General features: G+C 62.0%; 14 protein-coding genes. 8 read left to right on the plus strand and 6 right to left on the minus strand.

The features are described 5' to 3' along the window. Positions 1–16: 16 nt before the first annotated feature. A complete protein-coding gene (locus B4F27_RS15655; protein ID WP_005853943.1) occupies positions 17–1,636 on the minus strand; it encodes a peptide chain release factor 3 in 1,620 nt (539 codons plus the stop codon). 130 nt (positions 1,637–1,766) lie between these two features. On the opposite strand from B4F27_RS15655, the gene B4F27_RS15660 reads away from it, so the two are divergent. Further along, entirely contained in the window at positions 1,767–2,126 is a 360-nt protein-coding gene (locus tag B4F27_RS15660; RefSeq protein ID WP_286760092.1) for a nuclear transport factor 2 family protein, read from the plus strand. Here B4F27_RS15660 and B4F27_RS15665 read toward each other — a convergent pair whose 3' ends face one another. Beyond that, the gene (locus B4F27_RS15665) at positions 2,127–3,140 is read right to left on the minus strand and encodes a Hint domain-containing protein (protein WP_074634407.1); all 1,014 of its coding nucleotides are present in this window, start codon (positions 3,138–3,140) and stop codon (positions 2,127–2,129) included. It abuts the gene before it with no gap. A gap of 183 nt (positions 3,141–3,323) precedes the next feature. Here B4F27_RS15665 and B4F27_RS15670 point away from each other — a divergent pair, with 183 nt between their 5' ends. From B4F27_RS15670 to B4F27_RS15680, 3 genes are all read left to right on the plus strand, one after another. Continuing rightward, positions 3,324–4,103: an SDR family oxidoreductase gene (locus tag B4F27_RS15670; protein ID WP_286760093.1), complete on the plus strand. Its 780-nt coding sequence runs from the start codon at positions 3,324–3,326 to the stop codon at positions 4,101–4,103. Between the two features lie 153 nt (positions 4,104–4,256). Further along, entirely contained in the window at positions 4,257–5,615 is a 1,359-nt protein-coding gene (locus B4F27_RS15675) for a sodium:proline symporter (RefSeq protein ID WP_286760094.1), read from the plus strand. A gap of 43 nt (positions 5,616–5,658) precedes the next feature. Continuing rightward, complete coding sequence (locus B4F27_RS15680; protein WP_286760095.1) at positions 5,659–6,762, plus strand: ABC transporter ATP-binding protein; 1,104 nt, start codon at positions 5,659–5,661, stop codon at positions 6,760–6,762. A gap of 49 nt (positions 6,763–6,811) precedes the next feature. Here the strand turns inward: B4F27_RS15680 and B4F27_RS15685 are convergent, their stop codons facing one another. Then, a complete protein-coding gene (locus tag B4F27_RS15685) occupies positions 6,812–7,465 on the minus strand; it encodes a helix-turn-helix transcriptional regulator (RefSeq protein WP_286760096.1) in 654 nt (217 codons plus the stop codon). Positions 7,466–7,684: 219 nt separating this feature from the next. On the opposite strand from B4F27_RS15685, the gene B4F27_RS15690 reads away from it, so the two are divergent. The 4 genes from B4F27_RS15690 to B4F27_RS15705 are packed head-to-tail and all read left to right on the plus strand — an operon-like array spanning position 7,685 to position 10,283. Next, on the plus strand, positions 7,685–7,921 hold the full coding sequence (locus tag B4F27_RS15690) for a twin-arginine translocase TatA/TatE family subunit (RefSeq protein ID WP_005853930.1): 237 nt from the start codon (positions 7,685–7,687) through the stop codon (positions 7,919–7,921). A 6-nt stretch (positions 7,922–7,927) separates the two neighbouring features. Beyond that, positions 7,928–8,566: a Sec-independent protein translocase protein TatB gene (gene tatB / locus B4F27_RS15695; RefSeq protein ID WP_286760097.1), complete on the plus strand. Its 639-nt coding sequence runs from the start codon at positions 7,928–7,930 to the stop codon at positions 8,564–8,566. Then, positions 8,563–9,447: a twin-arginine translocase subunit TatC gene (gene tatC / locus B4F27_RS15700; protein ID WP_286760098.1), complete on the plus strand. Its 885-nt coding sequence runs from the start codon at positions 8,563–8,565 to the stop codon at positions 9,445–9,447. Before tatB ends, tatC begins: the two co-directional genes overlap by 4 nt. Then, positions 9,444–10,283: an ATP-binding protein gene (locus tag B4F27_RS15705; protein WP_138058753.1), complete on the plus strand. Its 840-nt coding sequence runs from the start codon at positions 9,444–9,446 to the stop codon at positions 10,281–10,283. Before tatC ends, B4F27_RS15705 begins: the two co-directional genes overlap by 4 nt. 77 nt (positions 10,284–10,360) lie before the next feature. On the opposite strand, the gene B4F27_RS15710 is transcribed toward B4F27_RS15705, so the two are convergent. The 3 genes from B4F27_RS15710 to surE all read right to left on the minus strand — a co-directional run bounded on the left by B4F27_RS15710 (position 10,361) and on the right by surE (position 13,135). Further along, complete coding sequence (locus B4F27_RS15710) at positions 10,361–11,617, minus strand: peptidoglycan DD-metalloendopeptidase family protein (RefSeq protein ID WP_237279444.1); 1,257 nt, start codon at positions 11,615–11,617, stop codon at positions 10,361–10,363. A gap of 76 nt (positions 11,618–11,693) precedes the next feature. After that, on the minus strand, positions 11,694–12,353 hold the full coding sequence (locus tag B4F27_RS15715) for a protein-L-isoaspartate(D-aspartate) O-methyltransferase (RefSeq protein WP_005853921.1): 660 nt from the start codon (positions 12,351–12,353) through the stop codon (positions 11,694–11,696). Beyond that, positions 12,350–13,135 carry a 5'/3'-nucleotidase SurE gene (surE, locus tag B4F27_RS15720; protein WP_005853919.1) on the minus strand — a complete coding sequence of 262 codons (786 nt, stop codon included), beginning with the start codon at positions 13,133–13,135 and terminating at the stop codon, positions 12,350–12,352. Before surE ends, B4F27_RS15715 begins: the two co-directional genes overlap by 4 nt. Positions 13,136–13,137: the final 2 nt, after the last annotated feature.

Genomic DNA, 13,137 nt, shown 5'->3' on the forward strand with positions numbered 1-13,137 from the left:
GGCTGGCAAGCCCAAGTCAGACCATCATTTCCTTGGTCGCGGTCAGGCGCACATCGGGGTAATCGCGGTCCACACGGTCGATATCCCATTGCAGCCGCGTCAGGTAAACGATGTCGCCATCGTGGTCATGGGCGATATGCTGTTTATTGGCTTCTGTAAATTTATCAACGGCTTGTCGGTCACCGTTCACCCATCGCGCCGAGGTGAACTGCGATTGTTCGAACCGCACCGGCAGCCCGTATTCCAGCTCGATCCGGCTGGCGAGCACTTCGAACTGTAGCTGCCCGACGACGCCCACAACAAAGCCCGAGCCGATGGCGGGTTTAAAGACCTTCGCTGCACCTTCTTCGGCGAATTGCATCAGCGCTTTCTCAAGGTGTTTCGATTTCATCGGATCGCCCGCGCGCACGCCCTGCAACAGCTCTGGCGCGAAGGACGGGATGCCACTGACGCGGATCGCCTCGCCCTCGGTCAGGGTGTCACCGATGCGCAGCTGCCCGTGGTTGGGGATGCCGATGATGTCACCGGCCCATGCTTCCTCGGCCAGCTCGCGGTCGGCGGCAAGGAACATCACGGGGTTGGTGACAGACATGGTTTTCTTGGACCGCACATGGGTCAGTTTCATGCCACGGGTAAAGTGGCCCGACGCCAGACGGACAAAAGCCACGCGGTCGCGGTGCTTGGGGTCCATGTTCGCCTGAACCTTGAAGACAAAGCCGGAAACCTTTGGTTCTTCAGGTAAAATCTGTCTTGGCTCTGCCGATTGAATTTGCGGTTCGGGGCCGTAGGTGGCGATGCCGTCCATCAGCTCCTTGACGCCAAAGCTGTTGATCGCAGAGCCGAACCAGATCGGTGTCAGCGACCCTTCGGCCATCAGCGCCGCATCCAGCGGCGGCATCAGCTCGCGCACCATCTCAAGGTCTTCGCGCAGTTTTTCAAGCAGGGCGGCGGGCACGTGTTCGGCCAGCTTCGGGTCATCCAACCCTTCGATTGCGATGCTTTCAGCGACCTTGTTCCGGTCCGCACGGTCCATCAGTTCAAGTCGGTCACGCAGGATGTCGTAACAGCCGATAAAGTCGCGGCCCACGCCGATGGGCCAGCTTGCAGGGGTCACATCAATGGCAAGGTTTTCCTGAATTTCGTCGATGATCTCGAAGACATCGCGGCTTTCGCGGTCCATCTTGTTACAGAATGTCAGGATCGGCAGGTCGCGCATGCGGCAGACCTCGAACAGCTTTTGCGTCTGGCTCTCCACGCCTTTCGCGCCGTCAATCACCATCACGGCCGCGTCAACGGCGGTCAGCGTGCGGTAGGTATCTTCGGAAAAGTCAGAGTGGCCGGGCGTATCCACAAGGTTAAAGCGGAAATTCGTACCCTTGTTCATGAAATCGAACGACATGGCCGAGGCCGAGACAGAGATGCCGCGATCCTTTTCCATCGCCATAAAGTCAGAGCGGGTGCGACGTGCTTCACCTTTGGCGCGGACCTGTCCGGCCATCTGGATCGCCCCGCCGAACAGCAGGAATTTCTCTGTCAGCGTGGTTTTCCCCGCATCGGGGTGGGAAATGATCGCAAAGGTGCGACGCCGAGCGATTTCGGCAGGCAAAGCGGGGCGGTTTGAGGGGGTATCCAACATGGATTGGCATATATCCACGCCCGAACACACGCGCAAGTCTGCTTGGATCAGGCGGGTGGTGGCATTTTCTTGGGGGGTGGCGCGAAACTGCGGTATGATGGGGGCAGATGAAACCTGAGGGGGTGTGACAATGGAATTGAAAGAGATCGCAGATGCGTTGGTAAAAGGCTGCCGCGAGGGCCATGAGGTGGCGAACCTTGATCGGCTTTACGCGCAGGACGCCGTGTCGGTTGAGGGGATGGACCACGGAAACGAGCGCGAGACGCAGGGCCTTGAGGGCATCAAGGGCAAGCATGCGTGGTGGGACAGCGCGATGGAGGTGACGCGTCAGACTGTCAGCGACCCGATGTTCCACGGCGATGACCGTTTTGCCGTCATCTTTGATGTTGCGGCGCGCGAAAAAGACAGCGGCACCGAGATGGAGATGAAAGAGGTCGCCATCTACCACGTGGCCAATGGCAAGATCGTGCGCGAGGAATTCTTTGGCTGATCAGCGCATGCTGGCGCGGCGCAGCAGTTCAGCTGCGTCGGGGCGGTCCAGCAGCGGCTCCGATACATCCAGCCCCGCATGGGGCAGGTCGGAATGGCCGGGGATGACATCGCCCATGGCGTCCGACAGCTCTTGCGGCAGCACGCCTTTGGTCCGGCTGTCGATCAGCATGGATTCCGCCGCGATGCCTTCGGCATAGATGATCTGGTGCCCGTCAAACAGCAGTTGGAAATAGTCGACAAAGCCGCCGTCCTGCACCCGTACCGTATCGCCGTTGACCAGATGGCGGACCTTGACCAGCAGCTCTGACCGGCCGGCACCCAGACGGTCTTCGCGTTGGTAGATGAACAGGCGGTGATCGGGGCTGACGATCAGGTCATTGTCGTTGTTCAACGTGCCCGCGTTGATGCAGATCGGGGCGAATTCGCCAACCGCGCGCACGGTGCTTTGCCCGATCCAGCGGATCGCCTGCACGCCGTCATCGCGGGTCAGGACCTTGTCCCCGACGCAGAGTTCTTCGATCGGGCGCTGCTCACCGGTGGCCATGGTAATGTGCGTGCCGCGTGTGAAGGACACACAGGCGACCTGCGCGAACTTCTGGCGCATCGTCTCGGTGTCGATGCCAACCAGCCGGTATTCCACTTTCGACGACAGCGCGCTGAGCGGGATGAGATAGATTGCTTCGGCATGGCCGTCATCGGCCACTTCGACCAGCAGGATCGCATCGTTGATCTGCCCGTCAGGCGACATGAAGGTCAGTGCGCAATCCAGATGCAGGGCGGCCCCGCTGGTGCCGGTTTGCGTATCGGGCGCGATCGACAGGCTGCCATCCGGTGCCGTCTGGATCGACAGGCGCACTGGTTCCGCCCCATAGGACAGCTCGTACACATCATCCAGCAACAGTTCCGAAGCAAAAGACAGCGCGTCGCCCATATTCGCACCATCTGTCGCCGTGAATTGCGTCGCACGAAAGACAGGGACACTTTGCGGAGGGGAAGGGCGGGGCGAGGTCATGGGGCGGGCCTTTGCGCGCGAAAGGTGAATGATATCGGGGTCGGCAGTCACACAACTGCCGGTGGTTCTTGTGTCCTTGCCATAGGATTGTGTCCCATTCGGGTCAAGCCTTTGGCCTTTTGCTGGCATTGTCCGCAAAGACAGTGCTACGACTTGCGCGAACACTAACCGGGAGAGATCGCTATGGATCTGGGAATCAAGGGAAAACGCGCATTGGTTTGCGCATCGTCAAAGGGCCTCGGCCTGGGCTGCGCAGAGGCGCTGGCCGAAGCGGGTGTGGATCTGGTGATGAACGCACGCGGTGCCGCTGATCTGGAAACAGCCGCCGAACGCATCCGTCAGGACTATGGCGTCGAGGTCACCACCATCGCTGCCGATATCGCCACGGACGAAGGTCAGAAGCTGGTGCTGGAGGCCGCGGGCCAGATCGACATTCTGGTCAATAACGCAGGCGGCCCACCCCCCGGCATGTGGAGCGATTGGGACCGCGAGGATTTCATCAAGGCGCTCGATGCGAACATGTTGGCCCCCATCGCGATGATCAAGGCGCTGGTGCCCGCGATGATGGACCGTGGCTGGGGCCGCGTCGTCAACATCACCTCGCAATCCGTGCGTGCGCCAATCGGCGTTCTGGGGCTCAGCAACTCGGCCCGTACCGGTCTGACCGGCTATGTCGCGGGCACCTCGCGTCAGGTCGCGGGCAAGGGTGTCACGATCAACAACCTGCTGCCCGGCATCCACGCCACCGACCGCGCCGATGCACTGGATGGCGGCGTCGTCAAACAAAAGGGCATCACGCTGGACGAGGCCCGCACCGAGCGCGCATCGACGATTCCCGCAGGGCGCTATGGCACGCGGCATGAATTCGGCGCGGCCTGTGCTTTCCTGTGCTCGCAACACGCGGGATTTATCGTCGGGCAGAACTTGCTGCTGGACGGCGGGGCGACCAATATCACGATGTAAGTGCGAGGGCCGGGCGCTGTGATGTCCGCGCGGCACACGCGCCCGTCTGACATATTTCATCACGTTTACGACAGACCGCCGCGCAACAGATAGCGCGGCGGTTTTTGCTAGGCTACCCATGGACGTTACTGTCCCTTTCAAAGGTATTCCCGGATGTCCTCCATTGTTCTGTTTGTCCTCTTCGGTGCCATCATCGCCGCAAGTCTGCTGGCCGCACCGCGCCGTGCCTCGGTCGAGGGGTTCTTTGGCGGGATGACGGCCCAAGGCGGTGCGCCGGGGCTTTGGACGCTGGTGCTCAGCCAGGTCACCACATGGATTTTCGCGCGCAGCCTGATGAACGCGGCGATCCTGGGATATTATTACGGCATCGCGGGCACGCTGGCCTATGCGGCCTATTACGGGTCTTTCCTGACCGGGGGCTTTATCGTCGGACGTCTGCGCCAGAACGGAGCCATGTCGGTGCAGGATTGGCTGGGCGCGCGCTTTGGCGGGGCGGGCAATGCCTGCTATAATCTGGTCATCGCGTTGCGGCTCTTGTCCGAGGTGTTTGCCAATCTGCTGGTGGTGGGGCTGATCTTTAACGCCGTGCTGGCGGGCAGCGGCACGCCTGCGATCCTGATCGTGGCGCTCGTGGGGCTGGGCTATTCCGCTTGGGGCGGGCTGAGCGCTGCGCTGCGCACCGATGTGGTGCAGATGGTCGTGTTCCTCGTGGTTTTCGGTGTCGCCTTTGTGGCGCTGGTCGTGTCGCCGGGCTTTGATCTGGGGGCGGTTGTCACGGCACCGGGGACAGCAGGGGCCTATAACGGCTGGGTCTTGCTCGCCGTGGCGCTGTTGCAAGTGTTTTCCTACCCCGCGCATGATCCGGTGATGATGGACCGGGGCTTTATCGCCGACCCGGAGGTGACTCGCCGGTCCTTTCTGCATGCCTTCTGGATCTCGACCCTGTGTATCATCGGCTTCGGGTTCTTCGGCATTCAGGCGAGCCTTGTCGGTGCGGCCTACGAGGGCGAGCTGATCGGCACCTGGGCCACGATGTTTCCTGCGTGGGTGTTTGTGGCGCTGATGATTTCGCTGCTGGTCTCAGCGCTGAGCACGCTGGATTCCGCGCTCTCTTCTGCCGCGCGTCTGGTGGTTGAAGAGCTGAAGCTCGCACCGCGTAGCCTGAACGGCGGGCGGATCGTGATGCTGGGCTTTATGGCCGCGGGCACGGTGCTGACGCTCTGGGGCAATGCGACGCTGTTCGACGCGGTGGCTGTGTCGGGTACTGCGTCGATGTTCCTGACGCCGGTGCTGGTGGTCGGGCTGGTGATGCAACGGCAGATCGCCCTATGGGCCTATCTGGCGGCCTTCGGGGCGGCGATGATCGGGGCCTTTGCCTATTTTGCCCGTGCGTGGCCCGCCTTTGCCGCGGTGCTGCCAGAGGGGCATAAATACGAACAGCTTTTGGTGATTTGTGTGGTCGTTCTGGTCGCAGGCTTCGCGGCGGTGCTTGCGGGCGCGCGGCGGGGCTGATAGCGGTCGATCCCGAGCGAATTGATCGGATTAGACTGCGCCCATGACTGAAGTGACTGACGTGCACCCGAGACTGGAAATCAAGAACCTACAGCGCGCCTATGGCGGGCGGGCCGTCGTGGATGATGTCAGCCTGAAAATCATGCCGGGGCAGGTGACCTGCCTTCTGGGGCCATCGGGCTGTGGCAAGTCGACCACCCTGCGGATGATCGCCGGCGTCGAGATGCAGGAGAGCGGTACGATCCACGTTGATGGCAAGCTGATCTGTGACACGGTCTTCCGCGTGCCCCCCGAACGGCGCGAGATCGGGTTGATGTTTCAGGATTTCGCGCTGTTTCCGCATCTTAGCGTGGCCGACAACGTGGGCTTTGGCTTGAAAACCGGCACCAAGGCCGAACGCCGCGCCCGTATCGAGGAACTGCTTGAACGTGTGGACCTGCTGCGATTTATCGACGGCTACCCGCATCAACTGTCGGGGGGCGAACAACAGCGTGTCGCGCTGGCGCGTGCCTTGGCCCCGCGGCCCAAGATCATGCTGATGGACGAGCCGTTCTCGGGTCTTGATAACCGGCTGCGCGATGATATCCGGGACGAGACTTTGGGCATCCTGAAAGAGGAAGGTACCGCCGTCTTGCTGGTCACCCACGAGCCCGAGGAAGCCATGCGCATGGCGGACGAGATCGCCTTGATGCGCGATGGCAAGATCGTGCAGCAGGGGGCCCCCTATAACGTGTATACGCGTCCCGTTGACCGCGCGTCGGTGGCGTTTTTCTCGGACGCGAATGTGCTGCGGGCCGAGGTGTCTGGGGCGCTTGCGCATACGGTCTTTGGCCGGTTTCTGGCCCCCGGCGTGCCGGACGGGACACAGGTGGATATCGTGTTCCGCCCCCAGCATTTGCGCATCGACTTTGACCGTGCGGGCAAGGGGCCGTTGCCAACCTCGACCGATGGCACCGCAGCCCGCGCCGTTGTTGCGCGTGCGCGTTTCATGGGGAATGAAAGTCTCGTGGAGTTTGTCATGGACCATGACGGCAGCACCCTGCGTGCCACCGTGCCCAATGTCTTCTTGCCGCAGCCCGGGGCCGTCATGTGGCTGACCGTGCGCCGCGATCGTTGTTTTGTTTTTCCGGTGCATGCGGCAGGGTAGACCGCTGGCGGCTGCCCCTGTGGCACCGCGGGATGCCTTCGGCGAGGATTTATTCCATTTGGAAGGCGGGCGGCGCGGTGAATAGCGCGGGCAGCGGGTGTGTCGCCTCGATCAGGTCAAGCCGCAGGGTGGTGTTTTGCCCTTTGGTTTCATCCCAACCTGACAGGGTCCAACTGCGGGCGGCATGGCTGAGCCTGTGGGGGTGGAGCACCAGCGTATCAAGCGAGCCATCGTCGGCGTTATAGACGATCCTGAGTTTCTGGCGCGCGCGGATTGCGGCGCGCAGCACGGGCAGATGCCCCATCCCCCGCGCGGCATTGGCGAAAGGGTGTTCGATGCGCTGCCAGTCCTGCGTTGCGGGCTGTGCGGTTTCGGGCAAGGCCGCGTCGATCTTTTGCGCCAGTGAGGTCGCGGCGGCCTGTAGGTCGGGGTCGGTTGTTTCAAGCACAACGGCGAGGGCGAGTTGAAGCGCCTCAATCTCTTCGGGGGAGAGGGATAGCGGCGACAGCACCGTCGCCGGTGTCAGCCGGTAGCCTGCGCCACGGGTGCCGGTGATCGCAACGCCCGACGCCTGCAGCCGCGCAATGTCGCGGTAGAGCGTGCGCAAGGACACGCCCGCTACCTGCGCCATATCCTCGGCCCGGTGAAGCTGGTGGTCGCCCAAGAGGGAGAGCAGGGAAAACAATCGGTCGCTGCGGCGCATGGTTTCTGTTTGCCACGCAGGGGGTCAGGGCGCAAGGCAACTGCCAAAAAACTGTCAGGAGTGTTGGGGCGGTCGTCGGAGGGCGTAAATTTTGCGGGGCCACGCGGCGGGGGAAACGCTTTGGCCCTTCAAGCTGCCAGAGCAGGGGCCTAAAAAGAGACAGAGTTTACCGGCGGGGGCAGTCCCCCTGCCTCACATTCGGATTATGGAGTTGAGACTATGTTGAACAATATCGGCCTTCCGGGTCTTTTGCTGATTGCAGTTGTGGTGCTGGTCCTGTTCGGGCGCGGCAAAATTTCCAGCCTGATGGGCGAAGTCGGCAAGGGCATCACCAGCTTTAAGAAAGGCATCAGCGAAGGCGAAGATGATGTGAAAAACGGCGACAAGGACACTGCCGAGCTGAGCGATGACACCGTTGTTGTCACTGACACGAAGACCGACAAGGACCGGGTGTAAGCTCTCATGTTTGATATGGGGTGGTCAGAGCTGTTGGTCGTTGGCGTTGTCGCGCTGATTGTGGTGGGTCCCAAGGACCTGCCCGTGCTGTTTCGCAAGGTCGGCCAGTTTGTGGGCAAGGCCAAGGGGATGGCGCGCGAGTTCAGCAATGCGATGAATGACGCCGCCGATGACACGGGCATGCGCGAAATGTCGTCCAGTTTGAACAAGACGCTGAAAACCGCGACGAACCCGCTGGGGTCGGCGATGGACGAAGTAAAATCAGCGACCAAATCCCTGTCCAAATTCGACCCCGAAAGCGAGACGGGCAAACTGGCCTCGCAGCGGGCCGAGGATGTCAAGAAGATCCAGGCCGCCACCGCCCGTGCCGGTGCCGAGCGCAAACAGCGTGAAGCTGCCGAAGCGCTGGCACAGGCCGACGCCGCAGAAGCGAAACTCGCGACACCCGCCGCCGCGCCGCAGATCGAGAAGCCGGCGGCGAAAGCTCCTGCCAAGAAAGCGCCAGCCAAGAAGGCAGCCGCCGCCAAAGCGCCAGCCAAAGCCACGCCCGCCAAGAAGCCTGCCGCCAAGAAACCTGCCGCAGCGAAACCTGCGGCCAAGAAAGCCGCGTCCAAAGCGCCAGCGGCCAAAAAGAGTGACACATGAGTGCATCAGACGATATTGACGACAGCGCCGCCCCGCTGATCGAGCATCTGGCCGAGCTGCGCACGCGGCTGATCCATTCGGTGATCGCGTTTATCATCGGCATGATGATCTGTTTTACCGTTTGGAATCCGATCTTTAACTTCCTGACGAACCCTTTGTGTTCGGCTATGGCCGAGCGTGGGCAGGAAGACTGCGGGTTGATCCTGATCAAGCTGCAAGAGGGCTTTTTCGTCGCCATCTCTATCTCTTTGCTGGGCGGGCTGGTGCTGGGCTTTCCGTATATCAGCTACCAGCTGTGGCGCTTCGTGGCACCGGGCCTTTACAAGAACGAGAAGGGCGCGTTTCTGCCCTTCCTGATCTCGAGCCCGCTGATGTTCTTTTTGGGCGCGTCCTTTGCCTTTTATGTCGTGACGCCGCTGGCTTTCGATTTCTTTCTTGGGTTCCAGCAGGCGGGCACGCTTGTCGGCGAGGGGACGGATAACGCAGGCGGGATCGCGGCCATCGCGTTCCAGGGGTCGGCTCAGGAGTATCTGAGCCTGACGATCAAGTTCATCGTGGCCTTTGGCCTGTGCTTTCAGCTGCCCGTATTGCTGACCTTGATGGGCAAGGCCGGTCTGGTCAGCGCCGAAGGGCTTGGCAACGTACGCAAATATGCGGTGGTTGGTATTCTGGTCCTGGCCGCACTTGTCACGCCGCCGGATGTGATCACCCAAGGGATCCTGTTTGTTGTGGTCTACGGGCTTTACGAAATCTCTATCTTTCTTGTAGGGCGGGTTGAACGCAAACGAGAAGAGCAGCTGCGCGCAGACGGGTATTATGACGAGGAATATGATGACCCGATCCTCGCAGAGTTCGAAGAGGATGAGGACGACCTGAAGTGAACCGTGACCCGATGGACCGTATTGCAGCGGCGTTGGAGAGGATGTCTCCTCCGCCGCTGAAAACCCCGGATTTTGATGTAGCGGGGGCCTTTGTCTGGCAGACAGGTCCGGACCATCTGGCACCGGTCGAAACGGTCAGCAAGGTTGATCTGTCGCTGCTGGTCGGGGTGGATCGCGCGCGCGACACGTTGCTGGCCAACACGATGCAATTCGCCGCCGGTCTGCCCGCCAACAACGCCCTGCTGTGGGGCGCGCGGGGGATGGGCAAGTCGAGCCTTGTGAAAGCCGTGCACGCCCATGTCCGAGAGACGCACGACCGTCTGCGCATCGTGGAACTGCAACGCGAAGACCTGCCATCGGTCGGCCGTCTGCTGAGTCTGCTGCGCGGTGCGCGGCAACGGTTTATCCTGTATTGTGATGATCTGAGCTTTGGTCATGACGACGCGCATTACAAATCGCTGAAGGCGGTGCTGGATGGCGGGATCGAGGGGCGGCCAGAGAATGTCGTGCTTTATGCCACGTCGAACCGGCGGCATCTGATGCCCCGTGACATGATCGAGAACGAACGTGGCTCTGCCATCAACCCTGCCGAGGCGGTGGAAGAGAAAGTCTCGCTGTCGGATCGGTTCGGGCTGTGGCTGGGGTTCCACCCCTGCGACCAGAAGCAGTATCTGGATATGATCCGCGGTTATTGCGATGCCTATGGGGTCGAGATTGACGCCAAGACCCTGCACGCCGAAGCGATCGAATGGCAAGCGACCCGTGGCGCGCGGTCGGGCCGTGTGGCGTGGCAGTATTTCGTTGATCTGGCAGGGCGGCGCGGCGTCGCGCTGTAAGCGATAAGCGGCCTGCACAAAAGCAAGCGGCCCCGAAAAGGGGCCGCGTGTTAAAACTGTTCAGCTTTCCAGTTGGTTTAGTTCAGGTAGGGCGTCGGATCGACGCTATCAAAGCCTTTGCGCACCTCGAAGTGTACGAATGAATCATCGCCCGGGCGCAGCTTGGCGATGCTTGCGCCTTTAGAGACGCTATCCCCTTTGGCGACCGACACATTGGCGACATTGGCATATACGGTCAGCAGGTTGTCAGGGTGGCGGATCACGACAATCGGCACGCCCTCGGCGCTTTTGGTGATCGCGGCAACTGTGCCGCTATCGGCGGCTTTGACCGCAGCGCCCGGTGTGCCCTTGATGTTGATGCCCTCGTTCTTGCCCTTGGAATAGGCGCGGATGATGCTGCCCTGTACGGGGGGCGACATGCGGCCGGAAGAGGCGGGCTGCGTCGTCTTGCCCACATCGGCGACAGGCTTGGCTGCGGCGGGTTCAGGCTTTGGCGCGGCGGGCTTTTCATCCACCGGCGGCAGCGGCTTCGCGGCGCTTGGCGGGGTCGGCGTTGGCGATCCGGTGCCGGGCAAGCTGGTCGTTGTCGGCGCGGTGGCCGTCGCGGCGGCTGGCACTGCAGCGCTGCGTTTCGGGGCGGCCTGCTGCGCCACGGGGATCAGCAGGAACTGCCCTTCGCGGACAGAGAAATCAGCGCCAAGCCCGTTCCATTCGGCCAGCGTTTCAACCGGCACGGCATAGAGACGCGCGATGGTATAGGCGGTTTCCCCACGTTCCACCTTGTGGCGCACAGGCTCGATCCCGGTCTGTTTCGCGGGGTTCTCGCGGGTCGTGGTCTGCGCCGAGGGCAGGGTGGTGGTCTGCACGCCGGGGGTGGCGGGTGCCCGGTTGATCGCGCCGCCTGCGATGGTCTGGATATCGACCGCAGCGGTGGTAATCGGACCGGTGCCCGACGCGCCAGTCGCGGGCGAGGGTTCGGCGACGCGGGTCGGTAGGGCGATGATCTCTCCCTTGCGGAGGGGGACAGCGGGGTCGATGCCGTTGTAGCGCGACAGGCTGCCCACATCGGCGCCCACGCGGGTGGCCACGTCAGACAGCGTATCGCCACGCCGCGCCACGGCGACCTGATAGTTGGGGTAGGAAATCACACCGCGGTTGTCCGGTGCGGGGCGTTCATCCAGCGGGCCGGTGGCTGCGTGGGCGGTGGTGAAACCGTCGCCAAAGCCGCCGCGCAAATCCATATCAAGGGGCTGTTCACACGCGGCGAGCAAAAGCGCAGAGCTGCCCGCCAGTACCGTCAGCCTGAGGGTACGGGTCACGTTTGGTTGGGTCATCTGCTCGTCCTCGTCTTCGGTGCCGTCAGCGCCTTGGGGTCCCCGTTCGGGCGGAGTTCCCCTTGCTATACTGCATTTAGCCGTCTTTTCCCAGCCCTTCAAGCAAGGGAACAAAGCGGACCTTGCGCAGCTCGTCATATTCCAGCCCGGTCTCGGTTTTGCGTACACGTATGAGGTGTTGAACCGTGTCCGACTGGCCCACGGGCACGACCATGATGCCGCCCACCTTGAGCTGGGCCAGAAGCGGGCCGGGGGGGTCTTCGGCGGCGGCGGTCACGATGATCCGGTCAAAGGGGGCCTGTTCGGGCAGGCCAAAGCTGCCGTCGCCAATGATCGCCGTGATGTTGGACAGGGCCAGATCCTCGAAGATCTGGCGGGCCTCTACCACCAGCCTGCGGTGGCGGTCGATGGTATAGACGCGCCGCGCTAGTTTGCTGAGGATCGCGGCCTGATAGCCTGATCCGGTCCCCACCTCGAGCACCTTGTCACGCGACGACACATCCAGCGCCTGCGTCATCAGCGCCACAACCGAAGGCTGGCTGATGGTCTGACCGCAGGCGATCGGCAGGGGCATGTCCTCGTAGGCGCGGGACGCGAAAAGGCCGCGGATGAAGGGACCACGATCGATCTGCTCCATCGCGTTCAGGACACGGGCATCGGTGACGCCCTTGGAACGGAGTGCGTAAAGAAATTGCATCTTGCGTGTCGCGTCTGTGATGTCTTCTTCGTCGTTCATGTATTGATGGCTTTTAGCGCGTCAAATGTATCATGAGCGGTGAGGTCGGCGCGCATGGGCGTGACCGAGATATAGCCGTCAAGGTTCAGCGCCGCGTCGGTGCCGTCGTCCGTCGGGATCTGCTGGTCCGCGCCCTTGATCCACAAGAACCGCCGCCCTGACGGCGACAACTGCGGGATCGTGGAAAAGCTGGTATCGCGGCGCATCCCTTGGGGAGCCAAACGGATGCCCTGAACCTCTGCCGCTGCGACGGGCGGGAAATTCACGTTATAAAACAGACGGTAGCCATCCCCATGCGCCGGTGTCGCATCCAGAATACGGCGGATCACATCGGCCCCGTGGCCGGCGGCGGCCTCGAACGGATCATCCAGATCACGGTTGGCAGGGCCGTAATATTGCGACAGCGCCACGGCGGGGATGCCTTGCAGCGCCGCCTCCATCGCGCCACCGATCGTGCCGGAATAGAGCGTGTTTTCGGCCGCGTTGTTGCCGCGGTTCACACCCGACAGCACCAGATCAGGGCGGGCATCCAGCATACAGTCATGCAGTGCCGCCATCACACAATCGGCCGGGCTGCCCTCGACTGAAAAGCGCCGGTCGCTGACCTTTTCGACCATCATCGGCTTGGTGTAGCTGATGCAATGCCCGACGCCGGATTGTTCATAGGCGGGGGCCACGATCCAGACCTCGCCATCGGGTCCGGCCAGGTCGGTGGCAATGCCTTGCAGGGTCTTCAGACCCGGAGCGTGAATACCGTCGTCGTTGGTGATCAGAATGCGCATAA

Origin of the sequence: Sulfitobacter sp. UBA1132 (assembly GCF_002311545.1) — a bacterium.
GTDB classification, from domain to species: domain Bacteria; phylum Pseudomonadota; class Alphaproteobacteria; order Rhodobacterales; family Rhodobacteraceae; genus Sulfitobacter; species Sulfitobacter pontiacus.

Excerpts from the sequence above, each read along its gene's own strand:
- B4F27_RS15675 (WP_286760094.1), top strand. The coding sequence starts at position 4,257 with ATGTCCTCCATTGTTCTGTTTGTCCTCTTCGGTGCCATCATCGCCGCA.
- surE (WP_005853919.1), bottom strand. The coding sequence starts at position 13,135 with ATGCGCATTCTGATCACCAACGACGACGGTATTCACGCTCCGGGTCTG.
- B4F27_RS15680 (WP_286760095.1), top strand. The coding sequence starts at position 5,659 with ATGACTGAAGTGACTGACGTGCACCCGAGACTGGAAATCAAGAACCTA.
- B4F27_RS15685 (WP_286760096.1), bottom strand. The coding sequence starts at position 7,465 with ATGCGCCGCAGCGACCGATTGTTTTCCCTGCTCTCCCTCTTGGGCGAC.
- B4F27_RS15670 (WP_286760093.1), top strand. The coding sequence starts at position 3,324 with ATGGATCTGGGAATCAAGGGAAAACGCGCATTGGTTTGCGCATCGTCA.
- B4F27_RS15690 (WP_005853930.1), top strand. The coding sequence starts at position 7,685 with ATGTTGAACAATATCGGCCTTCCGGGTCTTTTGCTGATTGCAGTTGTG.
- B4F27_RS15660 (WP_286760092.1), top strand. The coding sequence starts at position 1,767 with ATGGAATTGAAAGAGATCGCAGATGCGTTGGTAAAAGGCTGCCGCGAG.
- B4F27_RS15655 (WP_005853943.1), bottom strand. The coding sequence starts at position 1,636 with ATGTTGGATACCCCCTCAAACCGCCCCGCTTTGCCTGCCGAAATCGCT.
- tatC (WP_286760098.1), top strand. The coding sequence starts at position 8,563 with ATGAGTGCATCAGACGATATTGACGACAGCGCCGCCCCGCTGATCGAG.
- B4F27_RS15665 (WP_074634407.1), bottom strand. The coding sequence starts at position 3,140 with ATGACCTCGCCCCGCCCTTCCCCTCCGCAAAGTGTCCCTGTCTTTCGT.
- tatB (WP_286760097.1), top strand. The coding sequence starts at position 7,928 with ATGTTTGATATGGGGTGGTCAGAGCTGTTGGTCGTTGGCGTTGTCGCG.
- B4F27_RS15715 (WP_005853921.1), bottom strand. The coding sequence starts at position 12,353 with ATGAACGACGAAGAAGACATCACAGACGCGACACGCAAGATGCAATTT.
- B4F27_RS15710 (WP_237279444.1), bottom strand. The coding sequence starts at position 11,617 with ATGACCCAACCAAACGTGACCCGTACCCTCAGGCTGACGGTACTGGCG.